We start from the raw sequence: 16,336 nt of genomic DNA, 5'->3' as shown, positions 1-16,336 counted from the left end.
GCCTGTAGGTTCTGTGCTCTGAGGAAGTGACCGCACAACGAAGGACGTTGACGTGACCGACATCGCCATGCTGCCCGAGTCCTGGCGCGGGGTTCTGGGCGACGAACTGCAGCAGCCCTACTTCAAGGAGCTGACGGAGTTCGTCGAGGAGGAGCGGGCGAACGGCCCCGTCTACCCGCCGCGCGAGGAGGTGTTCGCCGCGCTCGAGGCGACGCCGTACGACAGCGTGAAGGTGCTCGTCCTCGGCCAGGACCCCTACCACGGCGAGGGCCAGGGCCATGGCCTGTGCTTCTCGGTGCGTCCCGGGGTGAAGACCCCGCCGTCCCTGCGGAACATCTACAAGGAGATGCAGCAGGAGCTCGGCACGCCGGTCCCGGACAACGGCTATCTGATGCCGTGGGCGCGGCAGGGGGTCCTGCTGCTCAACGCGGTCCTCACGGTCCGCTCCGGTGAGGCGAACTCGCACAAGGGCAAGGGCTGGGAGAAGTTCACCGACGCGGTGATCCGCGCCGTGGCCGACCGGCCCGACCCGGCCGTCTTCGTCCTGTGGGGCAACTACGCGCAGAAGAAGCTCCCGCTCATCGACGAGACGCGGCACATCGTCGTCAAGGGCGCGCACCCCTCGCCTCTCTCGGCGAAGAAGTTCTTCGGCTCCAGCCCGTTCACCCAGATCAACGAGGCGGTGGCGCGCCAGGGCCACGAGCCGATCGACTGGACGATCCCGAACCTGGCCTGACCGCCCGCTTCGCTCCGGCCGTCTTCGACCCGCTCGGCCTGACCGGCCGACCGCCTGACCGGCCGACCGCCTGACCGGCCTTACCGCACCCGGCCGGCTGCTCGACCTGCGGCCGCCGGGCCGGTGCCTCCACGGATCGGCCCGGTGCGGCCTGACCCGGTTTGCCGCACCCTGCGGCTAGCGTCGTCGCAACGACGCAAGGAGGCCGAGGTGGCGGAGCGACAGGGGCAGACGGCGCCGGACGCCCTGCTCACGCGGATCGGGCAGGTCGTGATGCTGCACCACGGGGGAGACCGCGAAGAGGCCCGCAGTCGGCTGCTCGACCTGTGGACGGAGCTCGGCGAGGGCGGCGATCCGCTGCACCGCTGCACCCTCGCCCACTACCTGGCCGACACCCACGACGACCCCTTGGACGAACTGGCGTGGGATCTGCGGGCGCTCACGGCGGCGGAGGAGCACGCGGGCTCGGCCCAGGCCCGCGCGCTGTACCCGTCGCTGCATCTCAATCTCGCGGAGGACTACGTCAAGCTCGGCCGCGCCGAAGCCGCCCGCACCCATGTCCGCAGGGCGCGCGGAGCGGCCGTGGCCCTGGTGGACGACAGCTACGGCAACGGTGTGCGGGCGGCGATCAGCAGGATGGAGCTGCGGCTGGGGGAGGGGCCGGGCGACTGGGACCGGCGGGCAACGGATGAGGGAGAGCCGGGAGCGACGGACGGGGAGTGAAGGACGCCACCGCCCGTAGCCGTCCTTGCTGCAAAACCGGCCGAGGTCGTGCTTCCTGAGCCACCGCCGGTAGCCGACCTTCCTGAGTCACCGCCCGTAGGTCTGCTCGCAGATCACCGTCTCCGGGCTGTCCCCCCGCCAGCCGCCGTACTTCTCGCCGAGTGCGCAGACATCGGCGTTCCCGCGCACCTCGGCCGCCACCTCCGGGATCTCCACGCGCGGTTGTGCGTGCCGCCGACGCTCCGGCCGGGCCGGCCGCGATTGCGGACGGGGGTGGGACTCGGGCGGCGGTCCGCCCCGACCCGCCGCCGTTCGCGGCCGCTCGGCCCCCGCAGGGGTGGACGGCTCCGGCTCGCGGGGCGAGCCGGCCCTCTCCAGCGCCTCACGGGCCGGCGCCTGCACGACCTGTGTCCCGGCCCGGCCGTCCGGCCGGGGCAGGGGCGGCTGGGACGGGGTCACGGCCGGACCGGGCGCGGCCGGATGCTGGACGGTCACGCATCCGGACAGCGCCGAGAAGGCCATGGCGGCCAGAAGCGTCGCGGTAGTCGTCGTCGATCGGTGCACCCGCGCAACTCTGGTGGTTCCGGCCGCCCGGGCGACAGCGGACGGGCGCAGGTTGCCCCGCACGGGTGATCTCGTGCCCCTTGCGAGGGAGCCGGTCCGCCCGCGCTGACGTCATTCCCCCGTGGCGCCGTCGATGCACTCGCGGAGCAGGTCGGCGTGGCCGTTGTGCCGGGCGTACTCCTCGATCATGTGCGTGTAGATCCATCGCAGGCTGAACGGCTCGTCGGTGGACCTGCTCTTGCCCTGGGAGAGTTCGTCGAGGGCGAAGCCGGCCGCGTTCTGCCGCGCCACCTCGATCTCGGCCTGCCAGACGGCGTACGCCTCGGCCCAGGTGTCCTGTTCGGTGAGGTGGAACTCGCCGTCGGGGTCGGCCTCGCTGTAGTAGATCGGCCCGGGATCGTCGCCCACCAGGACCTTGCGGAACCAGCCGCGCTCCACCTCCGCCATGTGCCGCACCAGGCCCATGAGGGAAAGCTGCGACGGCGGTATCGAGGCGGTGCGCAGCTGCGCGTCGCTCAGGCCCTCGCACTTCCACGCCAGCGTCTGCCGGTGGTAGTCGAGATAGCTTTCCAGCATGGGGCGTTCGTCGGCGTTCTGGGCGGGTTCGGTGCGCTGCGTCGTCATCTTCGTATGGTCGCGGACGGCGGCCGCCGTCACCACGGGTTTTCCCCGGCCGGGAAGGAGGCCGTGAGCGGCTTTCGAGGCCTGCCCGGCTCCGCCCCGGCTCGCCGTGCGGGTGCCGTCAGCGGGACCGGGGGACCGGTGGGCCGGGTGACCGATGGACCGGCGGTCCGGGCGACCGGCGGACCGGGGCTCCGGTGGATCGGCGGCCGGGCGGATCGGCGCCCGCGGCGGGGGCCGGGCCGTATGCTGCCGGGCAGGCAGGCAAGCAGTGAGGGAGCTCCCGTGAAGGTCGGCTGCATCGGACTCGGAGACATCGCGCAGAAGGCGTACCTGCCGGTGCTGGGCGCGCGGCCCGGGACCGAGCTCCACCTGCAGACCCGCACCCGGACCACCCTCGACCGGGTCGCCGACACCCTCCGCGTGCCCCGGGAGCAGCGTCACCGCGACCTCGACGGGCTCCTCGCCGCCGGCCTGGACGCGGCCTTCGTGCACGCGCCGACCGCTGCCCACCCCGAGATCGTCGCCCGGCTGCTGGAGGCGGGCGTCCCGACGTACGTCGACAAGCCCCTCGCCTACGAACTCGCCGAATCCGAACGGCTCGTGGAGCTCGCGGAGGAGCGCGGCACATCTCTCGCCGTCGGCTTCAACCGGCGCTTCGCGCCCGGCTACGCACAGTGCGCCGACCATCCGCGTGAGCTGATCCTCATGCAGAAGAACCGGATCGGGCTGCCCGAGGAGCCGCGCGTCATGGTCCTCGACGACTTCATCCACGTCGTCGACACGCTGCGCTTCCTGGTGCCCGGCCCGGTCGACGACGTCACCGTGCGGGCGCGCGTCGAGGACGGACTGCTGCACCACGTGGTCCTCCAACTGGCCGGCGAGGGCTTCACCGCGCTGGGCGTGATGAACCGGCTCAGCGGTTCGAACGAGGAGATCCTGGAGGTGTCCGGGCAGGACACCAAGCGGCAGGTCGTCAATCTCGCCGAGGTCGTCGACCACAAAGGGCAGCCGACCGTGCGCCGACGCGGCGACTGGGTCCCGGTGGCCCGCCAGCGCGGCATCGAACAGGCGGTGCTCGCGTTCCTCGACGCCGTGCGCGCGGGCAGGGAGCTCAGCGCCCGGGACGCGCTGGCGACTCACGAACTGTGCGAGCGGGTGGTCGAAGCGGTGCGGCAGCGGTCCGCCGCAGCCTGACCGTCCGCGCGCCCTCCGAGAGCGCCATGGCCGCGAGCACCAGCAGGGCCAGATGCACCGGCCAGTCCCCGTACCGCACGTACGGGGTGACTCCGCCGGCGAGCGGGACCTCGTAGACGGCCGTCGTGCTCGCCTCCGTGCCCAGCCAGGAGCCGATGCGCCGACCGCTCGCGTCGTACACGGCCGACACGCCGGTGAGGGTCGAGTGGACGAACGGGCGCCCCGTCTCGGCGGCGCGCAGCGCCCCCAGTGAGGCGTGCTGCGCGGGCGCCCAGCTGTGCTGGAACGTCGAGGTCGACGACTGGGCGACGACGACGTCCGCGCCGTCTTCGGCGAGGCGGCGGCTCATGTCGGGGAACGCCGTCTCGAAGCACACCATCGGCCCTATGCGCAGCCCGGGCCCGGCGTGCATCACGACCTGTCCGGCGCCGCGCCGCCGGTCCTCGCCGGCCGCCCTGCCGACGGACGTGGCCCAGCCCAGCAGGGAACGGGCGGGTATGTACTCGCCGAACGGCACCAGCCGCATCTTGTCGTACCGGTCGCCGGTCGGGCCGTCCGGGCCGACGAGGATCGAGCTCTTGTAGATGCCGGGCCGGTCGGAGCGGCGGGCGTCCACGTTGACGAGGATGTCGGCGCCGGTCGCCCGGGACAGCGTCGCGAGCCGCTCGGCCAGATCCGGTCGCTCGGCGAGGTCGTAGCCGACACTGCTCTCGCCCCAGACGATCAGGTCGACGTGCTGCCCGACCAGCCGGCGGGTCAACTGCTCCTCGCGGTCGAACCGCAGGTCGGACTTGTCGATCGCCCCCGGTTGCACGACGGCGATCCGGGTCTGTCCCGCGCCGTCGGGACGCGGCGCCCACACCCACGCGGCCGAGGCGGTGGCGGCGGCGGCCACGAGCCCGGCGACGGCCGGCGCCCGGGACGCGGGCAGCGCGATCAGCACGGCCGCCGCCACGTTGACCGCCACCACCAGGAAGCTGAGCAGCCATACCCCGCCGACCGAGGCCAGCCGCAACGCCGGCTCCACCTGCCACTGGCTGGCCCCCAGCATGCCCCACGGGCCGCCGAGCCCCTGCCAGGAGCGGACGAGTTCGACGGCCAGCCAGCCGGAGGGCAGGACGAGGAGCGCGCCCAGCACCCGACCCCGGGTGGGGACGGTGTCGTCCGCCAGGAACCGGCGCACCAGCCAGCCCCACGGCGCCCACAGGGCGCCCAGCAGCGCGGCGATGACGAGCGTGAACACATGCAGGTCCGGCAGCAGCCAGTGGTGCATGGCCAGCATGAAGCCGAACCCGCCGCTCCAGCCGTCGAACGAGGCCCGCCTGAACGTCGGCGCGGAGCGGATGAGAAGGATCCAGGGGACGAGCGCGAGACACGCCCACCACCACAGGGCCGGCGCCGGGAACGCCGGCACGGGCAGCGCGCCCGCGAGGACCGCCACGGCCGTACGCCGCCAGGGGGAGGTGAGCCAGTGTCCGAACGCTTTCATACGACACCTCCCTACCCGCACTGAGCTTCAGTGTGCGCTCCGCGAACGATCTCGGACAGGGCGTGTCCCGGACCGGGCCGAACCCGACACAGCGCATCCGCCCCAGGCCGTCGGGACGCCTCGTCTCGTCTCGACGCGGCTCAACCGGACGTGCGGCGCCACTTCTCCTGTACGGCCACCTCCCGCACCCGCCAGCCGTCGTGCGTGCGCAGCAGACCGAAGGAGTACCGGCCCCCGCACACGAAGTCCGGCTCCCCGGGCGGCGACCCGTTCTCCTGGGCGGCGAACCGCATCGGGTTGACGTAGTCGGCCTGCACCCGGGCCGTGTCGCCCGCGTCCTGCTCCAGGATCCCGAAGCGCACCCGGCGGTTGACGATGAGGTGCTGCCGCATCGCGAACACCCGCAGATTCTCCGAGAGCCAGGAGGCGACGCTCCCGGCATCCCCCTCGATGCCCCCGGCCGAGCGGTAGTCCGCCCGACCGTCCGGGGTGAACAGGTCGCGGTAGGCCGTCCAGTCCCCGTCGTCGACCGCCACCGCGTAGTCGGTGAGCAATCCGTCGACGGCCAGCCGGTCCATCACGGCGGCGAGCTCCACACGCTGCGTCATGGGCCCGAGTGTTGGGCATGCAGGCTGCTCAGCCAAGGTCTGTGCCGGGATCGGTGCGGGCATGGCGTATTTCGGTGGCCCGGCGGACGAGCGGGCGGTCAGTCTGCTCCCGTGAACGAAGAGAACAGACCGAAGAACGTGCACGACCGGAACCACTCCGATGACCGGCCCGCCCAGCAGGAACCGAAGTTCCGTATCCGCGCCCTCCATACCGAGGCGACCGTCACCGTCTACCAGGCCTACCGCCCGGGCATCGGCGTCGCGGCGGCGCGCGACGGCCGCTTCCCGGCGGCCTGGAGCCGCGAGCGCATGACGTGGATCAAGCCCAGCTTCCTGTGGATGATGTACCGCTGCGGGTGGGGTCTGAAGGAGGGGCAGGAGACCGTCCTGGCCGTGGAGATCGAACGGGACGGCTTCGAGTGGGCGTTGCGTCATGCGTGCCTTTCGCACTACGTGCCCGAGCTGTACGCCGACCAGGCGGACTGGAAGCGGCGGTTGAAGCGGTCGCCGGCGCGGGTCCAGTGGGATCCGGAGCGCGATCTGCGACTGCAGCCCTTGCCGCACCGGTCCCTGCAGTTGGGCCTCGCGGGTGAGGCGACCGCGCGGTACGCGGACGAGTGGATCGTCGGCATCCGGGATGTGACGCCGCTGGCCCGGGAGATCCACGGCCATGTGCGGGCCGGTGACCTGGACGCGGCGGCCGCGCTGCTGCCGGACGAGCGGCCGTACCCAGCGCCGGAGGATGCGCTGACCCATCTGCGGCGATAGGTCCGCGGGCGCGCTCCGTCCTGACGGGCCTCTTCGTGACCGGTGCCCCGCTACTCGTCCAGAGGGCGGGTGTCGCGTGCATGAGCAGCGGATGGGCGAGTACTCCTGGCCTTCCGCGAACGGCTGGTGCCAGGTGACCGGTGCCGAGGCGGCCTGGGCTGACGGTTCGTGCTGCGGGAGCCACCGGCCTGAGGCCGCCCCCGCTCCACCTCGACGTCCTCTTACGACAGACGTGCGCAGGGCCGCGTGTCCGGTCCGGCGACCGCCGTTCGGATCACCCGGGGCGATCCTTCAGGTGGTTGCCGGGCACCCAGTGAGCCGGGCAGCCGCCGCTGGGGTACCACGCCTCAGCAGAGGGCGGGCCCAGAACGCCGTGAGGAGCTTGGTGATGTTCGCAGCAGTCCGGCGGTACGAAGGAGTGACCGATGCGGCCGAGGCCGCACGTCTCGTGAACGAGGGGTTCGTGCCGCTCATGCGCCAGGTCTCCGGCTTCGTGGCCTACTACTGGATCGATGCCGGAGACGGAGTGATGGTCTCTACCAGCGTCTTCCAGGACCAGGCCGGTGCCGACGAATCGATCTCGAGGGCAGCGGACTTCGTCCGGGACAACCTGGCGTCGATGCTCCCGCACCCTCCCCAGGTCATGGCCGGCGAGGTGGTGGCTTCCGCCTGACACCGTTCGGACCAGTCACGTGAGACGGCCTCCACGGCTGTACCGGCCTGCAGTGCCCAGATGGTCGCCCCCGCCCTTCACCGTCTGATGCGCCGCCCCGCGCAGGTGAGCGGTCGCGGGGGAAACGCTGTGGAAGAACTCAGGCGCCGCTGTCGATTCGGCCGCGGCTCGTTCGACGTCCTGACGTAGGGCGCATCGCCATACGAGGAGGAGACAGGACCTGATGAGGAAGCACATGGATCAGCTGCTGCGAGTGCAGAACTTCACCATCTCGAGCGACGGCGTCGCCGCCGGCGAGGACCAGAGCCTGGAGCGGCCCTTCGGCCACAACATCGATCCGGGAAGGCTCTTCGCCTGGGCCGGCGCCACGGCGAGCTGGCCCAACCGCACCGAGCCCGGGGGGAGCCGGGGCCTCGACGACTACTTCGCCCGGGACTTCAGCCACAACATCGGCGCCGAGATCATGGGCCGCAACAAGTTCGGACCCCAGCGCGGCCCATGGCAGGACCATGAGTGGCGCGGCTGGTGGGGTGACGAGCCGCCCTTCCACACGCCGGTGTTCGTCCTGACCCACCACAGGCGTCCGTCGTTCACGCTCTCCGACACCACGTTCCATTTCGTGGACGGCGACCCCGTCACCGTTCTCGCTGAGGCACGGGAGGCCGCGCAGGGCAAGGACGTCCGGCTCGGCGGCGGCGTGACCACGATTCGGGAGTTCCTCGACGCCGGCCTCGTCGACACCATGCATGTGGCCGTCGCACCGGTGAAGCTCGGGTCTGGGCTCCGTCTCTGGGACTCGCCCGAACAACTGCTGGACCGGTTCCACAGGGAAGTCGTGCCCAGCCCGAGCGGAGTGACGCATCACCTGTTTTGGCGCAAATGGCAGAAACGCTTGTGAGCGAGGCCTGACGTGGATCAAGCCCAGCTTCCTTTGGATGGTGTACCGCTGCGGGTGGGGTCAGTTCGTCGGCCAGAGTGGCATGTCGGCGTGCCTGACTCGGTATCCGCCCTTCGTGACGGGGGCGAAGGCGGCGGGCGCCATGCACGAGTTCACCGAATCCAGGTGCTCGCCGGCGGTGATCGTCCAGTTCACCCCGCTGTCCCAGGAGAATCCCACCCGGTCCCGCGAGGCGTCCGCGGGCTTGTCCGCGCCGCCGTCGTGGACGCTGAACCCCAGCCGCTTCTTCACCCAGTCCGGACCTCCGGGGCTCACCTTGGTGATGACCGCGGTCAGGGTGGCGCTGCCCGGCGCGGTGGCCAGACAGTCGACCGTGCCTTCGGCGGTGTAGGTGATGTCCCGTTCCGCGGAGTAGTGGGAGACCTTCACCGTGCCGTATGCGTCGGTCGGCAGTCCGCCGGGGACACCGGGGATCGGTTTGCTGAAGGGGGCGGCGTGCGCGTCGAAGGTCAGCGAGCGGATGTCGGCGTCCGTTAAGTACGGCAGACGGAACGCGGCGGTCCCGGTGACGCTCGCGCCGGTGCTTGTCGGCGCAGGCCGCTCTTGCGGATCGTGGGACGCCGTTGTGACGCCGGGGACCGCGGCAGCGGAGGCCGCCATGGCGGCGACCACGGCCACGGCAAGTGTCTTGTGGGTGCGCAGCAGGGAACTCACGGGAAACATGGGGCTCCAGTCGAAGGCGCGGTGCGGGCGGCGGATGTCCTCCCCGTCGGCTTCCATCCTCCGGTCGGGGCCGGGGGAGCACGTCACCCCGAAGAAGGGGGCACCCATGGAGCTGAGGTCGTACGGCAACGGTACGGGTGAGCCCGGAGGTTGACCGGGCACACACCATCGCGGAGTGATGGCGGGCGGCGCCTTGTGGGGGACGTCATGTGTCAGGCGTTTCGCGGTTCGTTCGGAAAAGAAACCGCAGCCGTGTCCTTGCCGTCCTACGATCGCTCGCATGCTGATGCCTCGGAGCTTACGGATGCTCGTCGTGCTCGCTGTGGCCCTCGCCGGTGCGATCGGGGGTGGCGCGGCGACGGCACAGGCCGAGGGAAGCAGACCCTCGTACGACCGGCAGTTGTTGTTCTACAACCACTCCTACGGGGTCCTCGACCGGGAGACCGCCGACGCCATCGAACACTCCGGCTATCTGCGGGACTTCGCCAACTTCCAGGTCCGCACCACGACCGGTGCCGACGGGCAGACCTGGACCGGCCGTTATCTGACGGGTCGCGAGACCTACCTGGAGCTGTTCGGAGTCGGTGACATCGCCGGCCAGGACGGCACCCTCGGCTCAGCCGGACTCGGCCTGTCGACCGAACGGGCGGGTGACCTGGCGACGGTCACCGAGCGACTGAAGAGCGAGGGGGTGCCCGACCCCGTCGGATTCCTCCAGACCCGGGACTTCGGAGACGGAGTGCCCGTGCCGTGGTTCGACGCCGTCCTCACCACCACCGCGTACGACGCCTTCGCAGCCTGGGGGATGGAGTACCGGCCGGAGTACTTCGCCGATCCTCGCGGCAACACCGAGCCGGCCGGCTTTCCCGGTGACGTCGGCAGGGAGCGCTACCTCTCCGACGACTACCGCACCCACCTGATGCGTGACGTGACCTCCGTGCACCTTGCGGTCACCGAGGGCGACCTCGCCGACACCGTGCCGCTGCTGCGGGCCGGGGGGTTCGCCGTGCGGACCGTGACGGACGGCGGGGTCGTCGCGGAGCGGGGCGGCACGACGATCCGCCTCGACGCCGTCCCGCGTGACCGAGCCGGTCTGCAGCGGGTCGACATGTCACTCAACCGGACCGTGCAGGAACGGCACATCGAGCGGATCGGTCACTCGACCCTGATCGTCGGCCCCGGCAGCCATGCCGTGTGGACGTTCAACGGCGACGGCATCTGAGTCCGCGTCGCCTCCCGGGCCCCCGCGCGAAGGGGCGGGCGGATTCCGCCGCCCTGCGCCACCGCGCGTCACGCGGTCGCCAGCCGCGTCAGCTCCTCTGCGGATGCGGATGCGGAGAGGAGCACTTCGCTGTACCCCGCGTCGCTGGTCAGTCTCACGGATTCGGCTCTCTCCGCTCGGACAGGATGACTCGAGGGCGGCCGGGGGCTCAGGCCGCCTTGACCACCTCGCCGCGGATCGCCGCGGCCCACTCCACGACCAACAGCTCGTACTCCGCCCGCTCCTGGGTCGACAGCGACCCGCCCGCGCGCATCCACAGGGCCCGGATCTGCTCGTTCAACTCGGCAGCGGACCGCACGGAACCAGGGAAGACAGAAGTGGGGGACATGCGCCAAGCCTAGGCGCAAGCACTGACACTGCGCTACCGGACGGCTACGCGTACCGATATGGGCTTGGTCACGGTTGATCGATCAACCGGGCCGCCACTGCGGCGAGTTCACCTGACTCCAGCCCGGTGTCCCGAGTCTCTCCTGCCCGGCCGGGCGGCCGCGTCAGCCCGCCGACTCCGCCGCGTGCGGGCTCAGCGCGCCCGTCGCGACCAGGGCGATGATGACGAGGCCGAGGACGACCCGGTAGTAGACGAACGGCATGAACGACTTGGTGCTGATGAACTTCATACACAAGTTTATGACGACTTTGCTCCACCCGACTTGACCTGCGGTTTTCCACCACTTTCAAGATCGAATGTGAGAGCAGTGGGAGACGGCACCTTCCAGTGCTCTCCTTCGCTGGCCACGAAACGCAGCCACCTGGTGTGCAGCGAACCTGCAGTCTCCGGTTTGCAGCGAACCTGCAATCTCCTGCTCCATGGCCAGGGCAACGTGCGAGTAGAGACCATCCACGCCGGCGACCTCGCGGCCCATGCGCTTCTCCACGGCGATGCGACTGTGTCGATCTTCGTCCAGCCACTCCTTGCCGCCGTGACGAAGCAGGTACAGCCGCTTTCCGGCGTACGCGGTTGCGGGGAACTGGCCCCTGACCCGCGGCCAAACTGTCCGACAAGGCCCTGGCCGCAGTGCGTGCCCCGGTCGCTCAACAGCCCGGATGAGATTTTCGGCAAGGGCAGGATGCATGAGACCGACTGGGACGATGAGGACGACAACGTGCCCCGGATGAGCTGATCGGCAAGCGAAGATCTGTGCGGCAGTGACCTGCATGCCCTGGCGGTCGCCGGAGGCGCTCCAGCGGTCACCGCACCCCAGCGGGCGCCGGCCGCGTTTCTGCGTCTGCCCGCCGGGTGATCCCGTACCGGGGCACCGCTGCTCTGGCACTCGTGCCCGTACGGGGCGGTGTAGCCGGTGGTCGGGTGCACGGTCGCCTCAGGTTGTCGGTGCCGTCGGCTAGCGTGCGAGGTATGCGCTACTTCAATACGGCCGGGCCGTGCGTCCCCACGCGTCACTACATGGTGCCGGCCCAGGAGCGGCTGCCCAGGGCCCGCGGGTACATCGAGCAGGGCCAGTACTTCGTGGTGCACGCGCCGCGGCAGACCGGGAAGACGACGGTGCTGGCGGCGATGGCCCGGGAACTGACGGCCTCGGGCCGGTACGCGGCGCTGCACTTCTCGTGCGAGAGCGCGGAGGTGGCCGGGGAGGACTACGGCCAGGCCGAGTTGCTGGTGCTGGAGGCGATTCGGCGGTCCGCGGAGTCCGCTGGGCTTCCTGATGAGCTCGCGCCCCCCGCCTCCTGGCCCGACGCGGTGCCCGGGTCCCGGCTCACGCGGGGGCTGACTGAGTGGGTGCGGAGCTGTCCGCGTCCGCTGGTGCTGTTCTTCGACGAGATCGACGCGCTGCGGGGGGAAGGCCTGCGCAGTGTGCTGCGCCAGTTGCGCGATGGCTTCACTGTCAGCCGTGGCGGCTTCCCGCATGCGGTGGTGCTGTGCGGGCTGCGGGATGTGCGTGACTACAAGGCGGCCTCGGGCGGGGATCCGGGGCGCCTTGGTACGTCGAGTCCGTTCAACATCAAGGTGGCGTCGCTGCGGTTGGGCGACTTCACCGCGGCCGAGGTCGCCGAGCTGTACGGGCAGCACACCACGCAGACGGGCCAGGATTTCACGGTGGATGCGCTGGAGCGTGCCTTCGGCTTTACCCAGGGACAGCCGTGGCTGGTCAACGCGCTGGCCCGGGAGGTCGTCGAGGAGATGGGGGTGCCGTCGGACACGCCGATCACGGCCGAGCACATGGAGGAGGCGAAGGAGCGGCTGATCCTGGCGCGTGCGACGCATCTGGACTCGCTGGCCGCCAGGTTGGGCGAGGACCGGGTGCGGCGGGTGATCCAGCCGGTGATCGCGGGCGAGCTGCTCCTGCCGACGGACACGTACGACGACGATCTGGCGTACGTGCGCGACCTGGGGCTGGTCGCTCCGGACGCGCCGGTGCGGGTGGCCAATCCGATCTACCAGGAGGTCATTGTCCGGGTCCTGGGAAACAACACGGAGGGCCAGGTCGTCGCCGCCCCGAGCAGCTTCCGGCTGCCGGACGACCGGATCGACATGGACAAGCTGCTGTGCTCCTTCGCCGAGTTCTGGCGGGAGAACGGCGAGATCCTGGCCACCGCCTCGACCTACCCGGAGGCCGCGGCACAGCTGGTGATGATGGCCTACCTGCACCGGATCGTGAACGGGGCGGGTTTCATCGACCGGGAGTACGGGATCGGCCGGCGGCGCGTGGACCTGCTGATTCGCCAGCCGTACACCGCTGCCGACGGTTCGCGGGCGGTGCAGCGCGAGGCGCTGGAGCTGAAGGTGTGGCGCCAGGGCCGCACCGACCCCCTCGCCGAGGGGCTGGCACAGTTGGACGACTACCTGGACCGCATGGAGCTGTCCACGGGCACCCTCGTCGTCTTCGACACCCGCCCGCAAGCAGCCACGGTCCACGAGCGCACCGCCTTCTCGCAGCAGACCACGCCCTCCGGGCGCACCGTCACCCTGCTGCGCGCCTGACGGCTGGGAGACCTCAGCCAGGAGCGCCCCCGGATTTTCCTCCCGTGGCCGTGTTCCCGGAGCAGCACGGGTTCGGTGCGGGAGCCGAGATCTTCGGTGCCCAGTACGCGACGTGCCCGGCCACCCGGGTCACTGGTGGCTGGCCTGCGACGTGTCGAACTACGGCATCGCCTGCAGACACTGCAACAGCGGCGGAGCCCGCTACAACGGTGTCCGGGAAGGCCGCGCCAAGGGCAGCCAGTTCCCGGTCATAGGCGGTACCCGCGCCCGCGCATCAGCCGATGACCTGGACCGCGAACAGCCGCTGCTCCCAGCCCACCACAGCGACCCCGACCTGCTCGGCTTCGACAGCGCCGGCTACGCCCGGCGCAGCAGCACCCCCTACTCGCAGGCCGAAGCGAAACGCGGCCTGTGCCGCGCCGACGAAACCATACGGATCCTCGCGCTCAACGACTCCCACCTCGTCCCGCTCCGCAGCCGCCTCATGCGGGCGGTCACCGTACTCGCCCGCTACGGGGACGATCCCGCCATCCAGCAGCTGATCGACGACAAGGTGGGGCCCAAGGCGCCATACAGCTCAGCAGCCGCCATGGCCCTGGCCCTGCAGCGCGCCTGCGACCGGCCCGCTGCCGCGCCCACGCCGGCCGCAACGACGCCCACACCCACCGTCGACCCGGAACGCTCCCGAGTCGACCTGCAAGACCTGCTGGAACATCTGGACCCGGACGACCTGAAGGCCGGCATCACCTTCACGGGCCGGCACGAGAAGAAGGTCCACCAGGCGGTCCTGAACCACGAGGGCCAGATCAACGTCCTGGGCCGCCCCTGGCGCACCCCGACCACCGCCGCCAGGGCCGCGACCGGCAGCAACAAGATCGACGGCTGGGATTTCTGGCGTCTGACCATCGCCGGTGTGGAGCAGACCCTCGCCGAGTTCCGCGCCACGCACTTCCCGCCACCCGCACCGGTGTGACAGGGCGGAACTGTCCGCCTCGCCGGCGACGGTCTCCTGCTGATCCCTTCGGTCTTCGTCGGGAATATCGCCGCCCACCTGGAAGACCCCTGGCCCAGGACCTTGATCTACCCTGCCCGCGGCACCGCCGCCCTGCGGGGCGAACAAAAGACCGTCCCTCAACCGGACGCGCTGACCGCTCTGGTCGGCCGGGCCCGAGCCCGGCTGCTGGTGGCGCTGGACGCCCCGGCCAGTACCCGGCGTATAGCCTGACTCGTCTGCCGCCCCGTATTTCCGCAGGTCAGAGGCTATGTTTAATTGATAAACAAACACTTGGGGTCGAATCCGGGTCGAATTCGGGTTCGCGTATTGTCGTTCCCGTCCCACCGACATGCGGCAGATGCGGTCATTCCGGGCGATGAAGGTGGTCCGGCATCGGTCTGTAGTGGACATCCAGGCGCCGGACAGGTTCACAAGTACATGTACGAGGTGTCTTCTTGTCGACCAGCTCGGGCTGAACTCGATCACCGGTGGGGCGCCCTGCGGCAGGCCCTGGAAGTGATCACTGCGAGAGCGTCTCGTTGATCGCTCCCGCCAAGAACCACTGGTTTCCAGCAAAAGCGGTGATGTGCGGCATGGCAGTTCCCGTCTCTGTCGGCGGGGCTCCGTCGCCCCGCGTGCCGTGGTTGGAAACAGGGTTGTGAGGCTTGCATCGGCTCGGCAAGACGTCTTCTGTCAGGCGGAAGGACTTCCGTAAAGGGGCTGGTCAGAGCCCTGTTCTGTCAGCCCCCTAGTCGCCAGAGTGGAGCGCCGGGTGGTGCTGCTGTTCGGTTCGCGCTCGGGGGAGCCGGAGGTGGCGCCGGCGGGTGCGACTACTCGCTACGTGGCGCTAATCGCCCAAAAATGTCCACTTAGTTTCAATTGTGAGACTCCTCTGTCGGTGGATGCTCGGTACAGCGGCAAGAATCAGCATCACTGCAGGTCAACTACTGTTCGTTTTGGAGTCTGGGGCCCTCGGGGCGAATCCGGGTCGAATCCGCACCGTTTTCGGTTGTGGAGCGTATTGCCGCTGGTCAGGGTGGTGCGAGGTCGTGTACTGATTCGCCTTGCGGCTGGGGGTGGCGCGGCGAGCAGTAGGGCCGATGAGCCGCTGACGGGGCACTGAGTGGCGGTGGTCGTCTGCCAGGGGCGGGGGGCTGGCCAGCGGATTCTTCGCTGCTGGTGGCGGTCGCCTTTCGTGATCACGGCCTGCGGAAATGTCTTCAGGCGGGACGGCTGATGCGTGCCGGCCCGGGATTGATGGTTCCTGGCCGAGACCGACCTGCCGGGCGTGTCAGGGGCCGTCCAGGAGCCGCGCGGTGGTCGGGCCATGTGGCACAGGCCCCGCCGCCTCGCGCGGCAGCCGGTGCTCTCGCGCTATCCGGTACACCCCCACAACTGCCATTCCTTGGCGCCGATATCAGCGCAGTCTCGGTCGGCTCGCGGGCACCAATGCCGAACTGGAGCTCTTGGTACCTCGGAGAGTTCATGGATCCGCGAGGACCCTTGAGTGACGCTCATGTACGTCCGGCTCATGGCAAGGTAGTTGGGGGAGTTCACATCTTCTGTGTCCAGATCGGCACTGCCGCGCGTGACAGACGCCCGTGCGCCCGCGGCGAACGGGGCAGTCTTGGAAGCCCGCTTCAGGGGGCGACACACCTGGGGCACTGTGGAGGCGGCCGAGCAGGGCCGGTCGACGGAATTCACCTCGCGGTACGAGGTGAATGGCATCCTGACTGGCGCCAGTGACGACATCTCGGGCGGTCTTTCCGCGTACGACGAAAGGCCAGGCCGACAGTGCGGTTGCCGCCCTCTCGGATCCGGCCCAGCGCGGGGTCACCAACGCAACCCGTCGAGTAACCTGAGCACCCGGTGCTCGACCTGGTACAGCTCGTGGGCGAATTGCCGGTGGCTCAGCAGTAGTTCGTGTCCATGGCGCGGGACTCTGCCACGATGAAGGGCAACCACGAACTGACGGTCACGGCCCTCGTCTCGTCGAACACCGCCGCCGAGGTTGTCCTGCCCGGCGACAGCGACGGCGTCGAGGTGGGCTCGGGCCGCCACACCTGGACGGTTCCGTTCGACGCCGACCCCGCCGAACGAACGCCCCTGTCGGTGGACATGA

At 70.1% G+C, this 16,336-nt stretch carries 17 protein-coding genes and 2 pseudogenes; 11 read left to right on the top strand and 8 right to left on the bottom strand.

Annotated elements, in window-relative coordinates:
- Positions 1-52: 52 nt before the first annotated feature.
- Together ung and QA802_RS07360 are read left to right on the top strand one after the other, a co-directional pair.
- A complete protein-coding gene (ung, locus tag QA802_RS07365) occupies positions 53-736 on the top strand; it encodes a uracil-DNA glycosylase (RefSeq protein ID WP_334518982.1) in 684 nt (227 codons plus the stop codon).
- 210 nt (positions 737-946) lie between these two features.
- Positions 947-1,459, top strand: a complete 513-nt coding sequence (locus tag QA802_RS07360; RefSeq protein ID WP_334518980.1) for a hypothetical protein — start codon at positions 947-949, stop codon at positions 1,457-1,459.
- Positions 1,460-1,546: 87 nt separating this feature from the next.
- Here the strand turns inward: QA802_RS07360 and QA802_RS07355 are convergent, their stop codons facing one another.
- Together QA802_RS07355 and QA802_RS07350 are read right to left on the bottom strand one after the other, a co-directional pair.
- Positions 1,547-2,023: a hypothetical protein gene (locus QA802_RS07355; RefSeq protein ID WP_334518978.1), complete on the bottom strand. Its 477-nt coding sequence runs from the start codon at positions 2,021-2,023 to the stop codon at positions 1,547-1,549.
- A gap of 111 nt (positions 2,024-2,134) precedes the next feature.
- Entirely contained in the window at positions 2,135-2,647 is a 513-nt protein-coding gene (locus QA802_RS07350) for a DinB family protein (RefSeq protein WP_334518975.1), read from the bottom strand.
- 282 nt (positions 2,648-2,929) lie between these two features.
- On the opposite strand from QA802_RS07350, the gene QA802_RS07345 reads away from it, so the two are divergent.
- Complete coding sequence (locus QA802_RS07345; protein WP_334518972.1) at positions 2,930-3,841, top strand: Gfo/Idh/MocA family protein; 912 nt, start codon at positions 2,930-2,932, stop codon at positions 3,839-3,841.
- Here QA802_RS07345 and lnt read toward each other — a convergent pair.
- Both lnt and QA802_RS07335 read right to left on the bottom strand, forming a co-directional pair.
- Positions 3,759-5,330, bottom strand: coding sequence for an apolipoprotein N-acyltransferase (gene lnt / locus QA802_RS07340; RefSeq protein WP_334518969.1), 1,572 nt, complete (start codon positions 5,328-5,330; stop codon positions 3,759-3,761). The genes QA802_RS07345 and lnt overlap by 83 nt on opposite strands.
- A gap of 140 nt (positions 5,331-5,470) precedes the next feature.
- On the bottom strand, positions 5,471-5,938 hold the full coding sequence (locus QA802_RS07335) for a nuclear transport factor 2 family protein (protein ID WP_334518967.1): 468 nt from the start codon (positions 5,936-5,938) through the stop codon (positions 5,471-5,473).
- A gap of 138 nt (positions 5,939-6,076) precedes the next feature.
- Here QA802_RS07335 and QA802_RS07330 point away from each other — a divergent pair, with 138 nt between their 5' ends.
- The 3 genes from QA802_RS07330 (at position 6,077) to QA802_RS07320 (ending at position 8,277) form a co-directional block, all read left to right on the top strand.
- Positions 6,077-6,706 (top strand): DUF4291 domain-containing protein, encoded by a 630-nt coding sequence (locus tag QA802_RS07330; protein WP_334534383.1) that lies wholly within the window; start codon positions 6,077-6,079, stop codon positions 6,704-6,706.
- Between the two features lie 388 nt (positions 6,707-7,094).
- On the top strand, positions 7,095-7,379 hold the full coding sequence (locus tag QA802_RS07325; RefSeq protein ID WP_334518965.1) for a hypothetical protein: 285 nt from the start codon (positions 7,095-7,097) through the stop codon (positions 7,377-7,379).
- Between the two features lie 235 nt (positions 7,380-7,614).
- Positions 7,615-8,277, top strand: a complete 663-nt coding sequence (locus tag QA802_RS07320; RefSeq protein WP_334534380.1) for a dihydrofolate reductase family protein — start codon at positions 7,615-7,617, stop codon at positions 8,275-8,277.
- A 60-nt stretch (positions 8,278-8,337) separates the two neighbouring features.
- On the opposite strand, the gene QA802_RS07315 is transcribed toward QA802_RS07320, so the two are convergent.
- A complete protein-coding gene (locus QA802_RS07315; protein ID WP_334518962.1) occupies positions 8,338-9,108 on the bottom strand; it encodes a hypothetical protein in 771 nt (256 codons plus the stop codon).
- Between the two features lie 196 nt (positions 9,109-9,304).
- Between QA802_RS07315 and QA802_RS07310 the strand changes: the two genes are divergently transcribed.
- A complete protein-coding gene (locus QA802_RS07310) occupies positions 9,305-10,222 on the top strand; it encodes a DUF5829 family protein (RefSeq protein ID WP_334534377.1) in 918 nt (305 codons plus the stop codon).
- A 208-nt stretch (positions 10,223-10,430) separates the two neighbouring features.
- On the opposite strand, the gene QA802_RS07305 is transcribed toward QA802_RS07310, so the two are convergent.
- Positions 10,431-10,610: a hypothetical protein gene (locus QA802_RS07305; RefSeq protein WP_319171382.1), complete on the bottom strand. Its 180-nt coding sequence runs from the start codon at positions 10,608-10,610 to the stop codon at positions 10,431-10,433.
- Between the two features lie 163 nt (positions 10,611-10,773).
- Positions 10,774-10,914 (bottom strand): annotated as a pseudogene (locus tag QA802_RS07300) (UDP pyrophosphate phosphatase); the annotation flags it as partial.
- Positions 10,915-10,977: 63 nt separating this feature from the next.
- Between QA802_RS07300 and QA802_RS07295 the strand changes: the two are divergent.
- From QA802_RS07295 to QA802_RS41480, 4 genes and pseudogenes are all read left to right on the top strand, one after another.
- The gene (locus QA802_RS07295) at positions 10,978-11,403 is read left to right on the top strand and encodes a hypothetical protein (RefSeq protein WP_143673463.1); all 426 of its coding nucleotides are present in this window, start codon (positions 10,978-10,980) and stop codon (positions 11,401-11,403) included.
- Positions 11,404-11,636: 233 nt separating this feature from the next.
- Positions 11,637-13,220, top strand: a complete 1,584-nt coding sequence (locus tag QA802_RS07290; RefSeq protein ID WP_237311092.1) for an ATP-binding protein — start codon at positions 11,637-11,639, stop codon at positions 13,218-13,220.
- Positions 13,221-13,332: 112 nt separating this feature from the next.
- Positions 13,333-14,193: a restriction system modified-DNA reader domain-containing protein gene (locus QA802_RS07285; RefSeq protein ID WP_006378819.1), complete on the top strand. Its 861-nt coding sequence runs from the start codon at positions 13,333-13,335 to the stop codon at positions 14,191-14,193.
- A 6-nt stretch (positions 14,194-14,199) separates the two neighbouring features.
- Positions 14,200-14,442, top strand: a pseudogene (locus tag QA802_RS41480) (ArsR family transcriptional regulator); the annotation flags it as partial.
- Between the two features lie 1,682 nt (positions 14,443-16,124).
- On the opposite strand, the gene QA802_RS07275 reads toward QA802_RS41480, so the two are convergent.
- Complete coding sequence (locus QA802_RS07275; protein ID WP_143673346.1) at positions 16,125-16,334, bottom strand: hypothetical protein; 210 nt, start codon at positions 16,332-16,334, stop codon at positions 16,125-16,127.
- Between the last annotated feature and the right edge of the window lie 2 nt (positions 16,335-16,336).

The sequence above is a fragment of the Streptomyces sp. B21-105 genome (assembly GCF_036898465.1).
In the GTDB taxonomy this organism is placed as follows: domain Bacteria; phylum Actinomycetota; class Actinomycetes; order Streptomycetales; family Streptomycetaceae; genus Streptomyces.
This window is presented reverse-complemented; position numbering and strand designations above follow the sequence as displayed.